General features: G+C 49.9%; 15 protein-coding genes. 9 read left to right on the forward strand and 6 right to left on the reverse strand.

Features of this window, described 5'->3' with window-relative positions; translation table 11 throughout:
- Positions 1-44: 44 nt before the first annotated feature.
- Both RYZ26_RS09640 and RYZ26_RS09645 read right to left on the reverse strand, forming a co-directional pair.
- A complete protein-coding gene (locus RYZ26_RS09640; RefSeq protein ID WP_317682989.1) occupies positions 45-1382 on the reverse strand; it encodes an adenylate/guanylate cyclase domain-containing protein in 1338 nt (445 codons plus the stop codon).
- Positions 1383-1402: 20 nt separating this feature from the next.
- Positions 1403-2092: a response regulator transcription factor gene (locus RYZ26_RS09645; protein WP_317682990.1), complete on the reverse strand. Its 690-nt coding sequence runs from the start codon at positions 2090-2092 to the stop codon at positions 1403-1405.
- 154 nt (positions 2093-2246) lie between these two features.
- Between RYZ26_RS09645 and ribA the strand changes: the two genes are divergently transcribed.
- From ribA to RYZ26_RS09660, 3 genes are all read left to right on the forward strand, one after another.
- Positions 2247-3404, forward strand: a complete 1158-nt coding sequence (gene ribA / locus RYZ26_RS09650) for a GTP cyclohydrolase II (RefSeq protein ID WP_317682991.1) — start codon at positions 2247-2249, stop codon at positions 3402-3404.
- A 132-nt stretch (positions 3405-3536) separates the two neighbouring features.
- Complete coding sequence (locus RYZ26_RS09655) at positions 3537-4571, forward strand: hypothetical protein (protein ID WP_317682992.1); 1035 nt, start codon at positions 3537-3539, stop codon at positions 4569-4571.
- 3 nt (positions 4572-4574) lie between these two features.
- Positions 4575-5084, forward strand: a complete 510-nt coding sequence (locus RYZ26_RS09660; RefSeq protein WP_317682993.1) for a L,D-transpeptidase family protein — start codon at positions 4575-4577, stop codon at positions 5082-5084.
- Here the strand turns inward: RYZ26_RS09660 and RYZ26_RS09665 are convergent.
- Entirely contained in the window at positions 5079-5750 is a 672-nt protein-coding gene (locus RYZ26_RS09665) for a YggS family pyridoxal phosphate-dependent enzyme (protein WP_317682994.1), read from the reverse strand. The genes RYZ26_RS09660 and RYZ26_RS09665 overlap by 6 nt on opposite strands.
- A 33-nt stretch (positions 5751-5783) precedes the next feature.
- Between RYZ26_RS09665 and RYZ26_RS09670 the strand changes: the two genes are divergently transcribed.
- Positions 5784-6398, forward strand: a complete 615-nt coding sequence (locus RYZ26_RS09670; protein ID WP_317682995.1) for a thiamine phosphate synthase — start codon at positions 5784-5786, stop codon at positions 6396-6398.
- Between the two features lie 57 nt (positions 6399-6455).
- Here the strand turns inward: RYZ26_RS09670 and RYZ26_RS09675 are convergent, their stop codons facing one another.
- Entirely contained in the window at positions 6456-7556 is a 1101-nt protein-coding gene (locus RYZ26_RS09675; protein WP_317682996.1) for a porin, read from the reverse strand.
- Between the two features lie 199 nt (positions 7557-7755).
- Positions 7756-8856, reverse strand: coding sequence for a porin (locus RYZ26_RS09680; RefSeq protein ID WP_317682997.1), 1101 nt, complete (start codon positions 8854-8856; stop codon positions 7756-7758).
- Positions 8857-9206: 350 nt separating this feature from the next.
- Here RYZ26_RS09680 and RYZ26_RS09685 point away from each other — a divergent pair, with 350 nt between their 5' ends.
- The 4 genes from RYZ26_RS09685 to holA all read left to right on the forward strand — a co-directional run bounded on the left by RYZ26_RS09685 (position 9207) and on the right by holA (position 13884).
- Positions 9207-9671 carry a DUF3576 domain-containing protein gene (locus tag RYZ26_RS09685; RefSeq protein WP_317682998.1) on the forward strand — a complete coding sequence of 155 codons (465 nt, stop codon included), beginning with the start codon at positions 9207-9209 and terminating at the stop codon, positions 9669-9671.
- 104 nt (positions 9672-9775) lie between these two features.
- A complete protein-coding gene (leuS, locus tag RYZ26_RS09690; RefSeq protein WP_317682999.1) occupies positions 9776-12337 on the forward strand; it encodes a leucine--tRNA ligase in 2562 nt (853 codons plus the stop codon).
- Complete coding sequence (locus tag RYZ26_RS09695) at positions 12324-12845, forward strand: hypothetical protein (protein ID WP_317683000.1); 522 nt, start codon at positions 12324-12326, stop codon at positions 12843-12845. The genes leuS and RYZ26_RS09695 overlap by 14 nt, the downstream gene beginning before the upstream one ends.
- A 10-nt stretch (positions 12846-12855) precedes the next feature.
- The gene (gene holA, locus RYZ26_RS09700; protein WP_317683001.1) at positions 12856-13884 is read left to right on the forward strand and encodes a DNA polymerase III subunit delta; all 1029 of its coding nucleotides are present in this window, start codon (positions 12856-12858) and stop codon (positions 13882-13884) included.
- Here holA and RYZ26_RS09705 read toward each other — a convergent pair.
- Positions 13881-14771 (reverse strand): LysR family transcriptional regulator, encoded by an 891-nt coding sequence (locus RYZ26_RS09705; RefSeq protein ID WP_317683002.1) that lies wholly within the window; start codon positions 14769-14771, stop codon positions 13881-13883. The two genes, holA and RYZ26_RS09705, sit on opposite strands and share 4 nt — an antisense overlap.
- 101 nt (positions 14772-14872) lie before the next feature.
- Here RYZ26_RS09705 and RYZ26_RS09710 point away from each other — a divergent pair, with 101 nt between their 5' ends.
- On the forward strand, positions 14873-15376 hold the full coding sequence (locus RYZ26_RS09710; RefSeq protein WP_317683003.1) for a GNAT family N-acetyltransferase: 504 nt from the start codon (positions 14873-14875) through the stop codon (positions 15374-15376).
- The last annotated feature ends 55 nt before the right edge of the window (positions 15377-15431 follow it).

Genomic DNA, 15431 nt, shown 5'->3' on the forward strand with positions numbered 1-15431 from the left:
AAAGGTCCCGGTCTGCGCCGGGACACGAGTCCGGTGGGGTTGTTCTATTCCTTCAGCACAATCACATCCAGCGGGTGATCCACACCAGCGACATCACGCTTTTCACGCAGTTCCCATTGGTCTTCGACCCTCTCATAGCCCTGCCTTAAAGCACATTCCAGGGTCTCGCGTGTGGCAATGGCGCGCACGCCTTCCAACTTGGTCTGTTTTTCCATCTTGGCTGATACATTGGCCGCATCCCCAATAACGGTATATTCCAGACGATGTTCTTCCCCGATCACCCCAAAAACAATGGGACCGGAAGCACAGGACGCATGAATAACGACAGGGTCAAGACCGGCCGCTTTTCTTTCTTCGTTCCAGACGTCCGACGCCTTGATAATCTCTTCCATCGCCTTCAGCGCATCAAAGGCATGGGTATCGGATTCGGCCAGAACACCGAAATAAGCCATGATGCCGTCACCCGTAAATTTATCCACATGGCCTTTCAAGCCTGAAATCACAGGGACGATACGGGCATGATATTCCGTGATCAGTTCAATCTGTTCTTTCGGGGTGGATCGTTTGGTCAGCGGGGTAAAGCCACGAATATCCACATTCAGGATAGAAGCTTCGCGCGAAACCACATCACCAATGCTGGCATCGCTTTCCGAAGATTTAATATGATCAGCCAGGTCATCAGAGAAAAAACGCGATAGAGATTGCGCGGCCTGGGTCTGTGAAACTGCCTGAACCAGCAAGGTCCGTGCCCGTACCACCGCCAACCCCAAAATGACGGAAACTAAGATGATTGAAACGATCTTATCAAATTCCGCCCCGATCAGAACGCTGTTCGAGGTCATATACTGCACGTAGTCACGGGTCACCATGGTATCCATATCATCATGTGCAACCACATAACCGACCATGATCGCCCAACCGATAACGGCCGCCAGACCACTGAGCAGAATATAACGCGCTTCAAACCGCAGAGTACGTAAGGCAATGAAAATAAAAATATAGAGAAGAGTCGGGACCTTCAGATAGAAGCTTGGCGGCTGCATATATTGTAGATGAAAACTAAAGATCGTGCCGAACAGCAACAGGATATCCGCCACGATGGACAGGCCAATGACCCAGCCCGGCAGACGCATCTTGTAACTTAAGATCAACCGGATGACCGTGAAGACAAAATAGAGGGACAAAACATAGGGAACGGGAACGAATTCCACATCCGGATGAAAAGTTTTGGGCGAAATGGCATAGAGCGTGCCAAAAGTCGCCACCACCGCCAACTGAATCCAACCAACCAGCCGTTCTGATGCATTCTGCTGTTCAATGATTGCAGACTGAACCCGTGCCGGTATTTTTTGACTGCCCCCCAGTCCGAAAAATTCTTTCAATTTCGCCCCCCGGTTAAAATTTATGGCACCAGCTTATAGCCACCTGGTTCTGTCACCAGAATCTGGGCATTGCTGGGGTCCTTTTCAATCTTCTGACGCAAGCGGTACACATGGGTTTCCAACGTGTGGGTGGTCACCCCGGCATTATAGCCCCAGACCTCATCCAAAAGCGTATCGCGCCCCACAACTTTACCCCCGGAACGGTAGAGGAACTTGATAATATTGGTTTCTTTATCGGTTAAGCGAATTTTCTTTTCCGTTTCTGCTTCCACCAACAGTTTGGAAGCAGGCTGAAAGCTGTAAGACCCCACATTAAAGACCGCATCTTCGCTTTGTTCGTGCTGACGCAGATGGGCACGCAGGCGGGCCAGTAACACACCCAAGCGGAACGGCTTGGTGATATAATCATTGGCCCCTGCATCCAGACCAAGGATAGTATCGGCGTCCGTATCGGCCCCTGTCAGCATAATGATCGGGCATTTCACGCCTTGCTTGCGCATCAGACGGCAGACATCGCGACCGTCCATGTCTGGCAAACCCACATCCAGGATCACCACATCAAACGTATCTTTCTTGGCCGCTTCCAGGGCAGAGGTCGCCCCGTCAGCTTCGACCACATCGAAATCTTCGTGCAATTGAAGTTGTTCACATAACATCTGACGCAGCGAATCGTCATCATCAACCATCAGGACACGTTTTGCATTGGACATTTGATGCCTCTTTCTCAAAAAAACTGTATTAAGTCACCATAACAACTAAAAAATCTTACGTACAGAGGGCTCACGCATAGATAACACTATTGTGAAAAATCCACTTTGCGCCTAAATAAGGGGACCTTTGGATTTTTATATATGCGCTTTTAATATGCCCCATCGCCTTTCCATCACCCTGACTGAGACTGAAACCACAGCCCAGACCCCGTCCTTGCTGGCTGTTGATCGTGCCATTTCCGATCTGCGCCGCGGACAAATTGTGGTGATTGAAGGTGAACAAGGCGCTTTGACCTTGGCCCTGGCGTCTGAAGGGGCGACAAAAACGCTGATTCAGCGCTTAAAAGACTTATCGAACAACCAGCCGCATCTGATTCTCAGCTCCAAACGTGTTCATACACTGGGTCTGGGACAGTTTAAAAACAAGGCTGTCTGTGTGGAAATGGGCAAGGCGCTGCGCCCAGACCTGATTGAAGGGTTGGTTAATCCACTGGCGCAGATTTCCAAGAACGACTTTTTCGACATTAAATTCAATGATGTGCCTTTAAAAAGTGGGGAAAATGCAGCCATTGGTCTCGCCAAACTCGCGCGCCTCATCCCATCCTGCATCACCGTACGCCTAGAAGGGGACGACAAACCGGATAACATTGAACAATGGCTTAAGGACGAACATCTGTTGATCCTGAAAGCCAGCGATATCTTTGGCTATGAAGAAACAGCAGCCCGATCATTACGTGCTGTCAGCGACGCCCAAGTTCCACTGGCTGACGCGCCAGACACCAAGATCGTTGCTTTCCGCCCCTCAGACGGTGGCATTGAACATTTCGCCATTATTATCGGCACGCCAAACCCCAATGATCCCGTGCTGATCCGCATTCATTCAGAATGTTTTACAGGGGATTTGATCGGCAGCCTGCGTTGTGACTGTGGCGATCAGTTACGCGGTGCCATTCAGGCCATTGCTGAAAATGGATCAGGTATCCTTCTTTACCTCGCCCAAGAAGGCCGCGGCATTGGGCTGGTGAACAAACTGCGCGCCTATAAACTGCAGGATACAGGCGTAGATACCTTTGATGCCAACGAACAACTGGGCTTTGATGCGGATGAACGAGTGTATCTGCCAGCCGCACAGATCTTGTCCCATCTAGGGGTTAATCAGGTCCGCCTGATGACCAACAACCCTGAAAAAGTCAGCGTTCTGAAATCTTGTGACGTAGATGTAGTGGAACGCGTCGAACATGCTTTTGCCACCAACAAACATAACGAACCTTACATTTTCGCCAAGGCGACCAAAGGTGGGCATTATCTGTAACCGCAGAGGCTGCAGGGGCGGTATTTTTTACCTATACCCCCAAGAACACATATATAAACATTTGATATAATTGACTTATTTTTCTGGCACGGAGTCTGCAATGTCACTCTCAAAATATAATTGAGAGCGATAATGACATTGGAAAGAGCAGCCATGGTCAATACAGATTATACGCAGGTCGCCCTGTCACCACAGGAAGCAGGCCAGGATAAAAATAATCCGGATGCCAAAGGGGACGGTGAATTCAACTTCTTTGGCGACGACGGATTTTCCTTTTGGGATTTCGTCGATATGGTCAACCCGTTACAACATATCCCGGTGGTCGCAACAGCCTATCGATCCCTGACCGGAGATGAAATTGATCCCGGTGCGCGCCTTGCAGGCGGTACGTTATATGGCGGCCCCATTGGATTGGCGGCTTCTACCTTCAACGTGGTTTTAGAACATAATACCGGAAAAGATATGGGCGACCATGTGGTTGCCTGGTTTGACGGCGATGAAGTCCCCGAGGACAATCCCACCATGGTTGCCGATAATAAACCCTGGGCCCCGCCAACATCTGCGGCGTCCGGTTTTGCCCCAATCATTCCAAAAAGTGAAGCCGATGCCTTTGCTGCGGGTGAAGCAAGCCTGCGCATGGCCGAACTGCAGGATTTCATGAACCCGAATATTGCCCAGGAAATCCCAGTCGCCCCCATGCCAACCCCGAATACCTCTTCCAAAGGCGCAGGTTCAGCGGGAACCTGGTCCGCCCCGCTGGAAGCCGATCACCCTTTCCCAACGGAACGTCCAACGCGCACACCTGCAGCCGAAGTCAGCAGCTTTACCCGTGTTCAGCCACAACCAACCCCGGAATTGGCCTCTGTTCAGCAAATTAACCAACCGAAACAATATACGGGTTTCCTTGCAAAAGAGACGCACAATGAGTCTTTAAGTGCGCTGCAGGCCTTTGCCCGCGACGTTAAGACACAGCGTATGCAGGCCGAAGCGCAATCCCTGCAACAGCAGCAACAGCCAATCCAGCCTGCACAGGCAGCACCGCAACCTGCAGCACCCATGCCGACAACGACGTCTCAGTTAAACCAAACCACGGACAATGCCTGGTTTACCCAGATGATGTCGCAGAATATGGATCGTTATACCCAGCAAGTGCCGCCAAAGAGCTGATAAATGTCCACAGATAATGTCATCACCGTTTTCGCCGATCATAAACTGATGTGGCAGGGTCGCACCTATGCCTGTGCTCTGGGTAAAGGAGGCGTCCTGCAAGACAAGCGAGAAGGCGATGGCGCAACCCCTGTGGGCCGTTTTAAGCTGAAACGCGTTCTCTATCGCCCTGACAGGCTAAAACGCCCTGAGACCACCTTAAACGTCGCAGAAATTACCAAACAGGACGGCTGGTGCGATGATCCGACCCATGCAGACTATAACCGCCCGGTCACCCTGCCCTTTGTCGCCAGCCACGAAGTCCTTTGGCGCGACGATCATATCTATAATGTAATTGTGGTCATGGGCCATAACGACGACCCGCCCGTACCCTATAAAGGCAGCGCTGTCTTTTTCCATCTGGCACGCCCCCATTTTGAAGCCACCGAAGGCTGCGTGGCCGTGACACAGGATGTTATGCTGAAAATCTTGAAATCTGTCACAGAAGAAACAGTGATGGAAATCCGTCTATAGTTTTTTTGGACGGGTCCCAAAAATAGCTGTTCCAACCCGCACAGATGTGGCCCCAAAACGAATTGCCGTTTCATAATCACCACTCATCCCCATGCTCAGACAGTTCAAACCGTGACGTTTGGCCAGTTCACGCAGAAAAGCAAAATGCAGACTAGGTTCTTCATCGGCAGGCGGGATACACATCAACCCCTTGATCGATAAATTCAGCTCGTCACGACAAAGTTTGATAAATCCATCTGCTTCCGCAGGCAAGCAACCGCCTTTTTGGTCTTCTTCCCCCGTATTGATCTGCAGATAGACATCCAGCGATTTGCCCTGTTTTTCCTGCTCTTTCGCGATAGCGCGGGCCAGTTTGGGGCGATCCACCGTTTCAATGACATCAAACAGTGCAACAGCATCTTTGACTTTATTGGTTTGCAGACTGCCGATCAGATGAAGCTGTACACCATCAAATTCTTCTTTCAGGGCAGGCCATTTGCCCTGGGCTTCCTGCACGCGGTTTTCCCCGAAAACCCTTTGTCCGGCAACCAAAGCTTCGCGCACCGTCTCGGCCGGATGGACTTTACTGACCGCAACCAGATCAATATCTGTTGGTTGGCGCGATGCCTGTGTGGCTGCCTCTGCAATAGAATCCTTCACTTGCGCAAGATTTTCTGCGATACCCATAAATGGCCCCATCATTGAATAAAAAGGTGTCTCATGAGCCGCAACCTATCAGAGCTGGCCCTCCGGCTCAATCGCTTGAATGCACCTGATGCCAATTTTCCCCCGCTCTTTCTTATGACGGATGCGAAACGACTACCAGACCCAAGCGATTTTATCCCTCTTTTACCCAAGGGGTCAGCGGTCATTGTGCGCCATTTCAGCGAACAGGAAAAGACAAACATTATTTTCAAGATCAAGCCCGTATGTCGCAAACATAAGATCAAGATCTTGGTTTCTGACAGCCCTTCCCTCGCCCTTCGCCATCAGTTGGATGGAGTCCATTTCCCGGAAAAAACCGTTCGGAAAATTGCGGGATGTGGGTATCTCAGGCGGGCCAGGCCAAGCCTGATCTTCACGGCTGCCTGCCATTCAGCACGGGCCTTGAATGCAGCACAAAAAGCCCGGCTGGATGCTGTCCTAATCTCCCCCATCTTTGCGACCCAAAGCCATCCGGGTGGCAAAACACTGGGTCCCTGGACCTTTCAAAAACTTAGCCGCACCAAGGGTCTGAAAACATATGGACTTGGGGGGATAAACCCAAAAACCGCACAACGGCTGATCACAAGCCGGGCCTGCGGCTTTGCCGGGATCGGGTCACTCCTGACATAGAAAAAGGGCGCCCTCTATAAGGAAACGCCCTTTCCATGTACGTTCTTCTAAATCAGATTAGAAGGACACTTCCAGACCAGCAACAACGCCGAAACCGTCATTGTCGAGAGCATTTGTGCCCGTTGCAGAAGCATCATCAAAGTCTGCACCAAAAACAGAACCTTTGAATGCAACGCCAGCGCCCAGGTCATAAGATCCGGAAACCATCCAGGTATCTTTTTCATCTTCCTGCACAGCCGCTACAGAACCGGCAGTTTTGTCATCCTGGCTCAGCGACATGTAAGAGAAAGACACACCGTATGGGCCAGTCGCATAAGAAACACCAGCATCCCAACCTGTCATGTCTTTGGAGCTTACAGAACCAACATTGTCCTTGGCAATGTAAGACCCACCAATGGTGAAGCCAGCAACGCCAACATTCAGACCTGCACGACCAACTGATTCGTTGTTTACAGATGTACCGTTTGTCCCGCCGTTATCGATCAACTCGTAGCCAGCATCCGCAGCAACAGAAACGCCGCCAAAGTCGCCGCTATATGCGACAGCAACGGTATACTGGATGTCAGAACCTGTGTTTGTACCACCAACATTTACTGTGCTTGCTGGAACTTCAGGGATGATACCGTAGGAAGTGCCCACCTGGAAACCACCAAAGTTTGGCGTGTAGTAAACAACTTTTTGACCAGTGTCACCAGCAGTCAGCGTATTGTTCGCAAAGTCAGCATTTGTAATGTTGGAAGCAATCCAGTTTTCAACATCGCCATCATTGTTGCCAATACCAACTTCTGGTGCAATGTTACCCATAGCATTTGCAGCACCCGGTACTACACCAATTTGCAGTTCACCAAGAGAGTCGGATGCGACAGAAACAAAGACCTCGTCTTGCTCTGTGGCGTTTGAATCAGCTTCCATCTCAATCGTAACACCGACAGTCAGGCCGTTGTCCAGTTTTGTAGAACCTGTGAAATGTACTTCGGTGTCCTGTTGAACCGTTGCTGAAGCATAGTCATTGTCACCAACAGCTTCCTGGTCAGCATACCCAACCCATGCTTCGGCAAAACCGCCCAATGACAATTTAATTGGATCTGCAGCTTGTGCCTGACCTGCAACAATTGCAGTGGCTACAAGAGCTGTTGTGCCAGCTAAAAACTTTTTCATTATTTTCCTCATTCTTTAAGAATATTAGTCAACACACACCATAAAGAGATTAATAATCATTCTTAGTTTGAGAGGAAAGTATTTTATTGATAATAACTCTGATTTTTATTCGCTGTTGCAATATTGCAACGCAAAAGAAAAGGGCACTACCCGAAGGTAGCGCCCCAATCTTTAAGACTTCTATCTATATCTTTTCAGATTAGAAAGAAATGCTCAGGCCAGCAACAACACCGAAACCGTCGTTGTCGAGAGCGTTTGTGCCTGTAGCAGAAGCGTCGTCAAAGTCTGCACCGAAGACAGAACCTTTAAGAGCTACGCCAGCGCCGAGATCATAAGAACCGGAAATCATCCAAGAGTCTTTCTCGTCTTCTTGAACTGCAGCTACAGAACCAGCAGTTTTGTCGTCTTGAGACAAAGACATGTAAGAGAAAGACACACCGTATGGGCCTGTTTCGTAAGATACGCCAGCATCCCAACCAGTCATATCTTTAGAGCTTACAGCACCAACGTTATTTTTAGCAATGTAAGAACCACCGATAGTGAAACCAGCAACGCCGATAGACAAACCTGCACGACCTTTTGACTCGTTGTTTACAGAAGTACCATTAGTACCACCGTTATCAATCAGTTCGTAGTTTACGTCAGCACCGACAGATACACCACCGAAGTCACCATTGTAAGCAACACCAACGTTATACTGGATATCAGAAGTAGTACTTGTACCACCAACGTTTACAGTACCAGTTGGAGACTCAGGAACAATACCGTAAGAAGCACCAGCTTGGAAGCCACCGAAGTTAGGTGTCAGGTAAACAACTTTCTGACCATCAGCACCACTTGTAAAAGTGTTGTTCGCAAAGTCAGCATTTGTGATGTTGGAAGCGATCCAGTTTTGAATGTCGCCATCGTTGTGGCCGATGCCAACATCAGGAGAAGCGTGAGACAAACCGTAAGAAGCGCCTTTAGTTGCACCCAAACGAACTGTACCCAGAGCGTCAGATGAAACAGACACATACACGTCATCTTGTACTGTCGCGTTAGAGTCAGCTTCTTTGTCAATCACAACGCCAACAGTCAGGCCGTTGTCGAGTTTAGTAGAACCACGGAAGTAAATTTCTGTGTCCTGTTGAACAGTTACAGAGGCGTAATCGTTTGTACCAACAGTTTCTTGGTCAGCGTAACCAACCCATGCTTGAGCGAAGCCACCCAAAGACAGTTTGATTGGATCAGCAGCTTGAGCTTGACCTGCTACGACTGCAGCAGCTACGAGAGCAGTTGTGCCCGCGAGAAACTTTTTCATTTAGATATCCCCTTAAAAGGTTTAAGTTTTAAAAACAACTTTTGCATATGGTGTACCCATACACCGTTTGCGTGGATGTATTAAATGTATTTGGAACCCCAAGGTCAAGCACGACAAACACAATCCTGTGTCCTTTTTTCACCACTGTTGCAAAAAAAACACAATCGGCTTTTCCCCAATCCCCACAGACTTGTGCAATTCCCCTTATATATCTTGCTTTTTCTGCCCATGGCAGGCATATCTTTTCTGGAAGTAGAAGCAATCACAATTCAGGTCTGCAAACGATGTCATATCTCTCTCGTTTTTTCGCCCTTACTTTAATGCTTGGGATTCTTACTGCCTGTGAAGGTATGAATATCACCGGGCCGGACACATTCCAGCGCCCCAATGATAAATGGCAAAAAAGAGACGCCCAGAAAGAATCTATTTTCGGCGGTGACGGCCTGACATTTGGTGGCGATGAAGATAAACGCGGCACCCAAGGCACAGGCATTGGCGTTAACGCTTATTTATGGCGCGCGACATTGGACACGATCTCCTTTATGCCATTGGCATCTGCCGACCCCTTTGGCGGCGTGGTTTTGACCGATTGGCATAGCCCGAGTGCAGCAAATAACGAACGCTTCAAATTAAATGTCTATATTCTTGGTCAGGCCCTGCGCGCTGACGGCATCCGTGTCGCCGCTTTCAGACAAATGAAATCAGCGACAAACGAATGGCAAGCCGTCCCGATGGACCCGAAGGCCGTTATCGACATTGAAAATGCAATTCTGACCCGCGCGCGCCAGCTTCGCAGCGAAAGCGCAACTCAATAATCCTGACGTCGCCCTCATTTATAAAAATGAGGGCCTTTTTCTCCTCACCTAAAAGATTCTCAGGCATGCTCGTGTGAGAATGACATATATATATAAAGAAAACCATGGCCCGTTATAATTTTAAAGAAACCGAATCGAAGTGGCAGTCTTACTGGGACAAAAACGACACCTTTAAAGTCACCGAAGACACCTCTAAAGAAAAATACTATGTCCTGGAGATGTTCCCCTATCCGTCAGGTCGCATTCACATGGGCCATGTGCGCAACTATACGCTTGGGGACGTGGTTGCCCGTTATAAAAAAGCCAGCGGTTTTAACGTTCTTCACCCCATGGGTTGGGATGCTTTTGGCCTGCCGGCGGAAAACGCTGCAATGGACGCTGGCGTTCATCCGGGCAAATGGACTTATAAAAACATTGAAGATATGCGCGCCCAGCTGAAAACCATGGGGCTTTCTTATGATTGGGACCGTGAGATTGCAACGTGCGATCCGGATTACTACAAGCACGAACAAAAAATGTTCCTGGATTTCCTGAAAAACGATCTGGTTTATCGCAAAGAAAGCTGGGTAAACTGGGATCCGGTGGAAAACACCGTTCTGGCGAACGAGCAAGTGGTTGATGGCTGTGGCTGGCGTTCCGGCGTTCCGGTTGAACGTCGCAAGCTGAACCAATGGTTCCTGAAAATTACCGATTACGCTGAAGATCTGCGCACCGCCCTTAAAGGGCTGGATCGCTGGCCCGATAAAGTCCGCATCATGCAGGAAAACTGGATCGGCCGTTCTGAAGGGATGCGCCTGGCCTGGAAACTCGTAGGTCGCGACGATTCGCTGGAAGTTTACACAACTCGTCCGGATACGCTTTATGGCGCGTCTTTCTGCGCAATCTCTGCCAACCACCCGCTGGCGGCTGAACTGGCTGACAAAAATCCCGATCTACAGGCCTTCATTGAAGAATGCAACAAAATGGGGACTTCCGAGGAAGCCATCGAAAAGGCAGAGAAAAAAGGCATTGATACCGGCCTGAAGGTCAAACATCCGTTAGATGACAGCTGGGAACTGCCTGTTTATGTCGCCAACTTCGTTTTGATGGAATATGGCACAGGCGCGATCTTTGGCTGCCCAAGTGGGGATCAGCGCGACCTGGATTTCGCCCGCAAGTACGATCTGCCTGTGGTTCCAGTTGTTCGCCCAAAAGATGCCGGAGATGATTTTGCGATTGAAAATGAGGCCTATACCGAAGATGGCATCATGATCAATTCTGATTTCATGACGGGCATGAGCGTGGATGAGGCAAAAAAAGCAATCTTCGCCAAATGTGCAGAGCTGGATATCGGTAAAAAAGAAGTCAATTATCGCCTGCGTGATTGGGGCGTTTCACGTCAACGCTATTGGGGCTGCCCAATTCCGGTGATCCATTGTGATGATTGCGGCATTGTCGAAGTGCCCGCAGACCAGCTGCCAGTGGAACTGCCACAAGATGTGGATTTCGACCAGCCAGGCAACCCGCTGGATCGCCATCCAACCTGGAAAAATGTTGATTGTCCGTGCTGTGGCAAGCCTGCCCAGCGTGAAACAGACACGTTTGACACCTTCTTTGAATCTTCCTGGTATTTTGCCCGTTACTGTTCACCAACAGCGGAAAACGGCATTGATAAAGCCGCTGCTGATTACTGGATGTCTGTGGATCAATATATCGGCGGGGTAGAACATGCCGTTCTTCACCTGCTTTATTCCCGATTCTTTACCCGGGCCATGAAGAAATGCGGCTATCTGTCAGCAGAAGAACCGTTTGAAGGCCTGCTGACCCAGGGCATGATCTGTCACGAGACCTATCAGGATGCCGATGGCAAATGGATGCTGCCGTCTGACGCGGTTGCAGGTGATGATGGCAAGCTGGTTCATAAAGATGATGGCCGTGCAGTCAATGTTGGGCCTTCCATCAAAATGTCCAAATCAAAAAAAAACGTGGTTGATCCGGAACTGATCATTTCCACATATGGAGCGGATACTGCCCGTTTGTTCATGCTGTCTGACAGTCCGCCCGAGCGTGATCTGGAATGGACAGATTCCGGTGTGGATGGCGCCTGGCGTTATGTCAATCGCCTGTGGCGTCTGATCACCGAACCCAAGGCGCCCTTTGCAGGCAAAGGGTCAGAACAACCTGCAAACCTATCTGCCGAAGCACAAAAGGTACGCGGTTCAGTTCATAAAACCATTGCGGCAGTTACTGATGATCTGGCGAAATTCCATTTCAACAAGGCCGTCGCCCGCCTGCGCGAACTGACCAACACACTGGGCAGCCTGGACGGTGTTGAAGGTGATGACAGCTGGGTCTTGCGTGAGGGCTATGAATATCTCGTGCGTCTGCTCGCGCCAATGATCCCTCATATCACAGCTGAACTTTGGGCTGAACTGGGGCACGACAGTATCCTGTGCGAAGTTTCCTGGCCGATTGCAGACAAAAGCCTGCTCGTGGAAGACAGCGTGATTGTCCCCATCCAGGTCAATGGCAAACGCCGCGATCAGCTGGAAATTCCAAAGGATATGGACAAGGGCGAAGTTGAAAAACTGGCCTTGGCTTCAGAAAAAGTGCAAGCTGTCCTGGGGGGTAACCCACCAAAGAAAGTTATTGTTGTACCAAATCGGATCGTCAATGTTGTTGCCTAAGTCACAGATTTTAAAAGCATTTGTCGCAATTTTACTCGTCACAGGTCTTACGGCCTGTGGCTATCAGCCGCTTCATGGCAAACGCCAGACCGCGCAGAAAACGCAAATGCAAAGTGAACTTTCACGCGTGTGGGTCCAGGAAATCCGTGACCGTGAAGGCCAACAGCTTCACAATGAATTGCTAACCCTGTTCAATACCAAAGGCCGCCTGAAGAAACCGAAATATCAGCTTGTCGTGCATTATAACGAGAGCAGCTCCGGTCTTGGGATTGGTAAGGATGATTTTGCAACCCGCGCCAACCTAGTTGTCGAAACCGCTTTCGTTTTGAATGGAAATGTTCCCTTGGAAGGGACCAGCCAGTCGGTCATCAGTTACAACATTCTGACTTCACCCACAGGGACCGAATTTGCCAAACGTGATGCCCGTGTACGTGCCATTAAGAACGTAGCCACTGACATTCATCGCCGGGTTGCTGTGCATTTACTGAGCGAAGAATCCAAGAAATAAGGCGTTTTTCATGAAGATCACGGCAGGAAAAGCGGATGGTTTTATCAAAAACCCACCGCCCGATATCCGCTGTATCCTAATCTATGGCCCAGATCAGGGATTGGTGTTTGAACGCTCCAAAGCCCTTGCAGGGCTGGTACTGGAAGATATCAACGATCCCTTTAATTCCGTTATCCTGCAAGCCGCTGATGTCAAGGCTGACCCGGCCATTATTGCCGATGAAGCTGCTGCCATGTCCATGATGGGGGGCAGACGCTTTATCCGAATTCAGGATGCAGCAGATTCACTCTCTGCCGCTTTTAAAGGCTATCTGACCGATCCTATTGGTGATGCCATGATCGTGCTGGAAGGCGGTGATCTGGGCCCACGTTCATCATTAAGAAAGTTGTTTGAAGGCGATAAAACCATCGCTGCCGCCCTTCCCTGCTATGGCGATGAAGGACGCAGTCTCTCCGCTGTGGTGCGTGAAACCCTTCAAAAACATGGACTTAATGCGGATCGCGATGCCATGGGCTATCTTTTGAACCATCTAGGCTCCGACCGTCAGGTCAGCCGCGGCGAGCTGGAAAAACTTGCCATCTATATGGGCGATGAAACCACGGTGACCATGGAACATGCCATGGCTTGTGTGGGTGACAGCGGGGCTTTCTCACTCGACAATGTCATTATGGCCGCAGCAAACGGAGACCACGCGGGGCTTGAAACCGCCCTTTTGCGGTGTTTTGACGAAGGCAACCAGCCCATCATGATCCTGCGCATGCTCGCACGCCACTTCCATAAACTGCACCTCGCCAAAGGCCATATGACCAAAGGTCTGAACATCGATCAATCCATGGCCAAACTGCGCCCGCCCATCATTTTTAAACAGGCACCCAACTTCAAAAAACAGTTGGGCAGCTGGGATTTACCGCGTATTTCCATGGCCTTGGATGTCATCACACAAGCCGAAGCCGACTGTAAGGTCACCGCCTACCCACCAGAAACCATCACGTCGCGCGCCTTGATGCGCATTGCACAGGCCGCCCGGGCACGGCGTTAACTAAACCACGCGCGGCGATCGCGGTCGAACAGGCCGCCGATATAGTCTTTGACTGCCTGAATCCGTGCGGTTTGGCTGGTTTGTTCGTGGGTGACGAGGTAAATGGGCATCTCGAACAAATCACACGGTAGATCAAGGATCATAAGGTCCGTTACCGTATGGCTGTAAAACCGGGGCAGCATGCCGATACCCATACCCGCCCTTAACGCGCTGATGAAACTCATAGCGCTGTTGGTTTGAAAGGCGACCTGATCGTGGTTTTTCACCGTTTCCTGCCACAATGAAAGGGCGCGGCTTTCCTGATACCCCAAGTAATCCACGATCTTGTGGCCTTCCAGATCAGCCCAATCGGCAGGCGTGCCAAATTTATCCACATAGCCGGGCGAAGCAAAGACAAGGAATTTGACCATGCCGACTTTGCGCACGATCAGATCATTCTGGGTCGGCTCTTTCAATCGAATTGCGATATCGGCTTCGCGGGCCGATAAATCAGCAAACTGTCCCTCACTCATCACGTCCAGACCGATTTGCGGATAGGCCTTTTGAAAATCCGCCAGATTGGGCGTCAGCCAGAAAGAGCCAATGCCATCGGTCACCGAAATCTTGACCCGGCCATTTAAAGCTTCATCCGATCCGGCGAGCGTCTGTTCCAGCTGATCGGCCGATTTTTCCATCTGCTGAACGTGATCCAGCAGACGACGACCATCCGGCGTTAAGGTCATGCCATGGCGTTGGCGATCAAACAGTTTACATTTGAGGTCACGTTCCAGCTGATCGATACGTCGCCCCACTGTAGAGCCATTTACAAACAGGCTCTCAGCTGCCGAAGAGAAGCTCCCGTTACGCGCGACCGATAAGAAATAGCGTAAATCATCCCAGTTCTGCATTTTTGCATTCCGATATTGCAACATTCCCTATTTATAGCCCAAAATTTGCAAGATATACTACTAAAAAATACAGGTGATAATGCTTTTTTGCAAGGTGTGCGATGAAGACGATAAAAAACGGATTTACACTGAAAACCGGCTATCAAAACGGCCTGGTCGGCTGGGTTTCCTCCCTTCACGGTCAAACCTATCAAGATGGATGGAACCTGGGTGAGAGTTTTGAAATTCTTGTCGCGCGTGAACTCTGCGATTTTATGGACAGTCATCAACCGCTCAATTCACAGATTTGGTCTTTGCAAAAAGATGGGAAATTTTATGGATCGATCACTCTGGACGGCAGTCACGCCAATCAAGACGGTGCGCATTTGAGATGGTTCATTCTTGACCCCAAAGCCCGTGGCCAGGGATTTGGTCGCCTGCTTTTGGAAACGGCCATCGCCTTCGCCCGCGATCGCAGCTTTAAATCAATTTATCTTCATACGTTGGAAGGATTAGAACCTGCCGCTACACTTTATGAATCTTGCGGCTTTAAGATCGAGGCCAAAGAAGTCACCCGCCGTTGGGGGCAGGATTTGGGGGAAGTGAAATATCGCCTAAAGCTTTAACCCTGCCCATTCCACAAAAAAAGGCCCCGCGGATGCGTGGGCCTTTTTGATTTTC

The organism is Terasakiella sediminum (assembly GCF_033100395.1).
Lineage (GTDB): Bacteria > Pseudomonadota > Alphaproteobacteria > Rhodospirillales > Terasakiellaceae > Terasakiella.

What these genes read in the sequence shown, in the direction of transcription:
- RYZ26_RS09645 (WP_317682990.1), bottom strand. Translation starts at nt 2,092, where the DNA reads ATGTCCAATGCAAAACGTGTCCTGATGGTTGATGATGACGATTCGCTG.
- ribA (WP_317682991.1), top strand. Translation starts at nt 2,247, where the DNA reads ATGCCCCATCGCCTTTCCATCACCCTGACTGAGACTGAAACCACAGCC.
- RYZ26_RS09655 (WP_317682992.1), top strand. Translation starts at nt 3,537, where the DNA reads ATGACATTGGAAAGAGCAGCCATGGTCAATACAGATTATACGCAGGTC.
- RYZ26_RS09660 (WP_317682993.1), top strand. Translation starts at nt 4,575, where the DNA reads ATGTCCACAGATAATGTCATCACCGTTTTCGCCGATCATAAACTGATG.
- RYZ26_RS09665 (WP_317682994.1), bottom strand. Translation starts at nt 5,750, where the DNA reads ATGGGTATCGCAGAAAATCTTGCGCAAGTGAAGGATTCTATTGCAGAG.
- RYZ26_RS09670 (WP_317682995.1), top strand. Translation starts at nt 5,784, where the DNA reads ATGAGCCGCAACCTATCAGAGCTGGCCCTCCGGCTCAATCGCTTGAAT.
- RYZ26_RS09675 (WP_317682996.1), bottom strand. Translation starts at nt 7,556, where the DNA reads ATGAAAAAGTTTTTAGCTGGCACAACAGCTCTTGTAGCCACTGCAATT.
- RYZ26_RS09680 (WP_317682997.1), bottom strand. Translation starts at nt 8,856, where the DNA reads ATGAAAAAGTTTCTCGCGGGCACAACTGCTCTCGTAGCTGCTGCAGTC.
- RYZ26_RS09685 (WP_317682998.1), top strand. Translation starts at nt 9,207, where the DNA reads ATGAATATCACCGGGCCGGACACATTCCAGCGCCCCAATGATAAATGG.
- leuS (WP_317682999.1), top strand. Translation starts at nt 9,776, where the DNA reads ATGGCCCGTTATAATTTTAAAGAAACCGAATCGAAGTGGCAGTCTTAC.
- RYZ26_RS09695 (WP_317683000.1), top strand. Translation starts at nt 12,324, where the DNA reads ATGTTGTTGCCTAAGTCACAGATTTTAAAAGCATTTGTCGCAATTTTA.
- holA (WP_317683001.1), top strand. Translation starts at nt 12,856, where the DNA reads ATGAAGATCACGGCAGGAAAAGCGGATGGTTTTATCAAAAACCCACCG.
- RYZ26_RS09705 (WP_317683002.1), bottom strand. Translation starts at nt 14,771, where the DNA reads ATGCAGAACTGGGATGATTTACGCTATTTCTTATCGGTCGCGCGTAAC.
- RYZ26_RS09710 (WP_317683003.1), top strand. Translation starts at nt 14,873, where the DNA reads ATGAAGACGATAAAAAACGGATTTACACTGAAAACCGGCTATCAAAAC.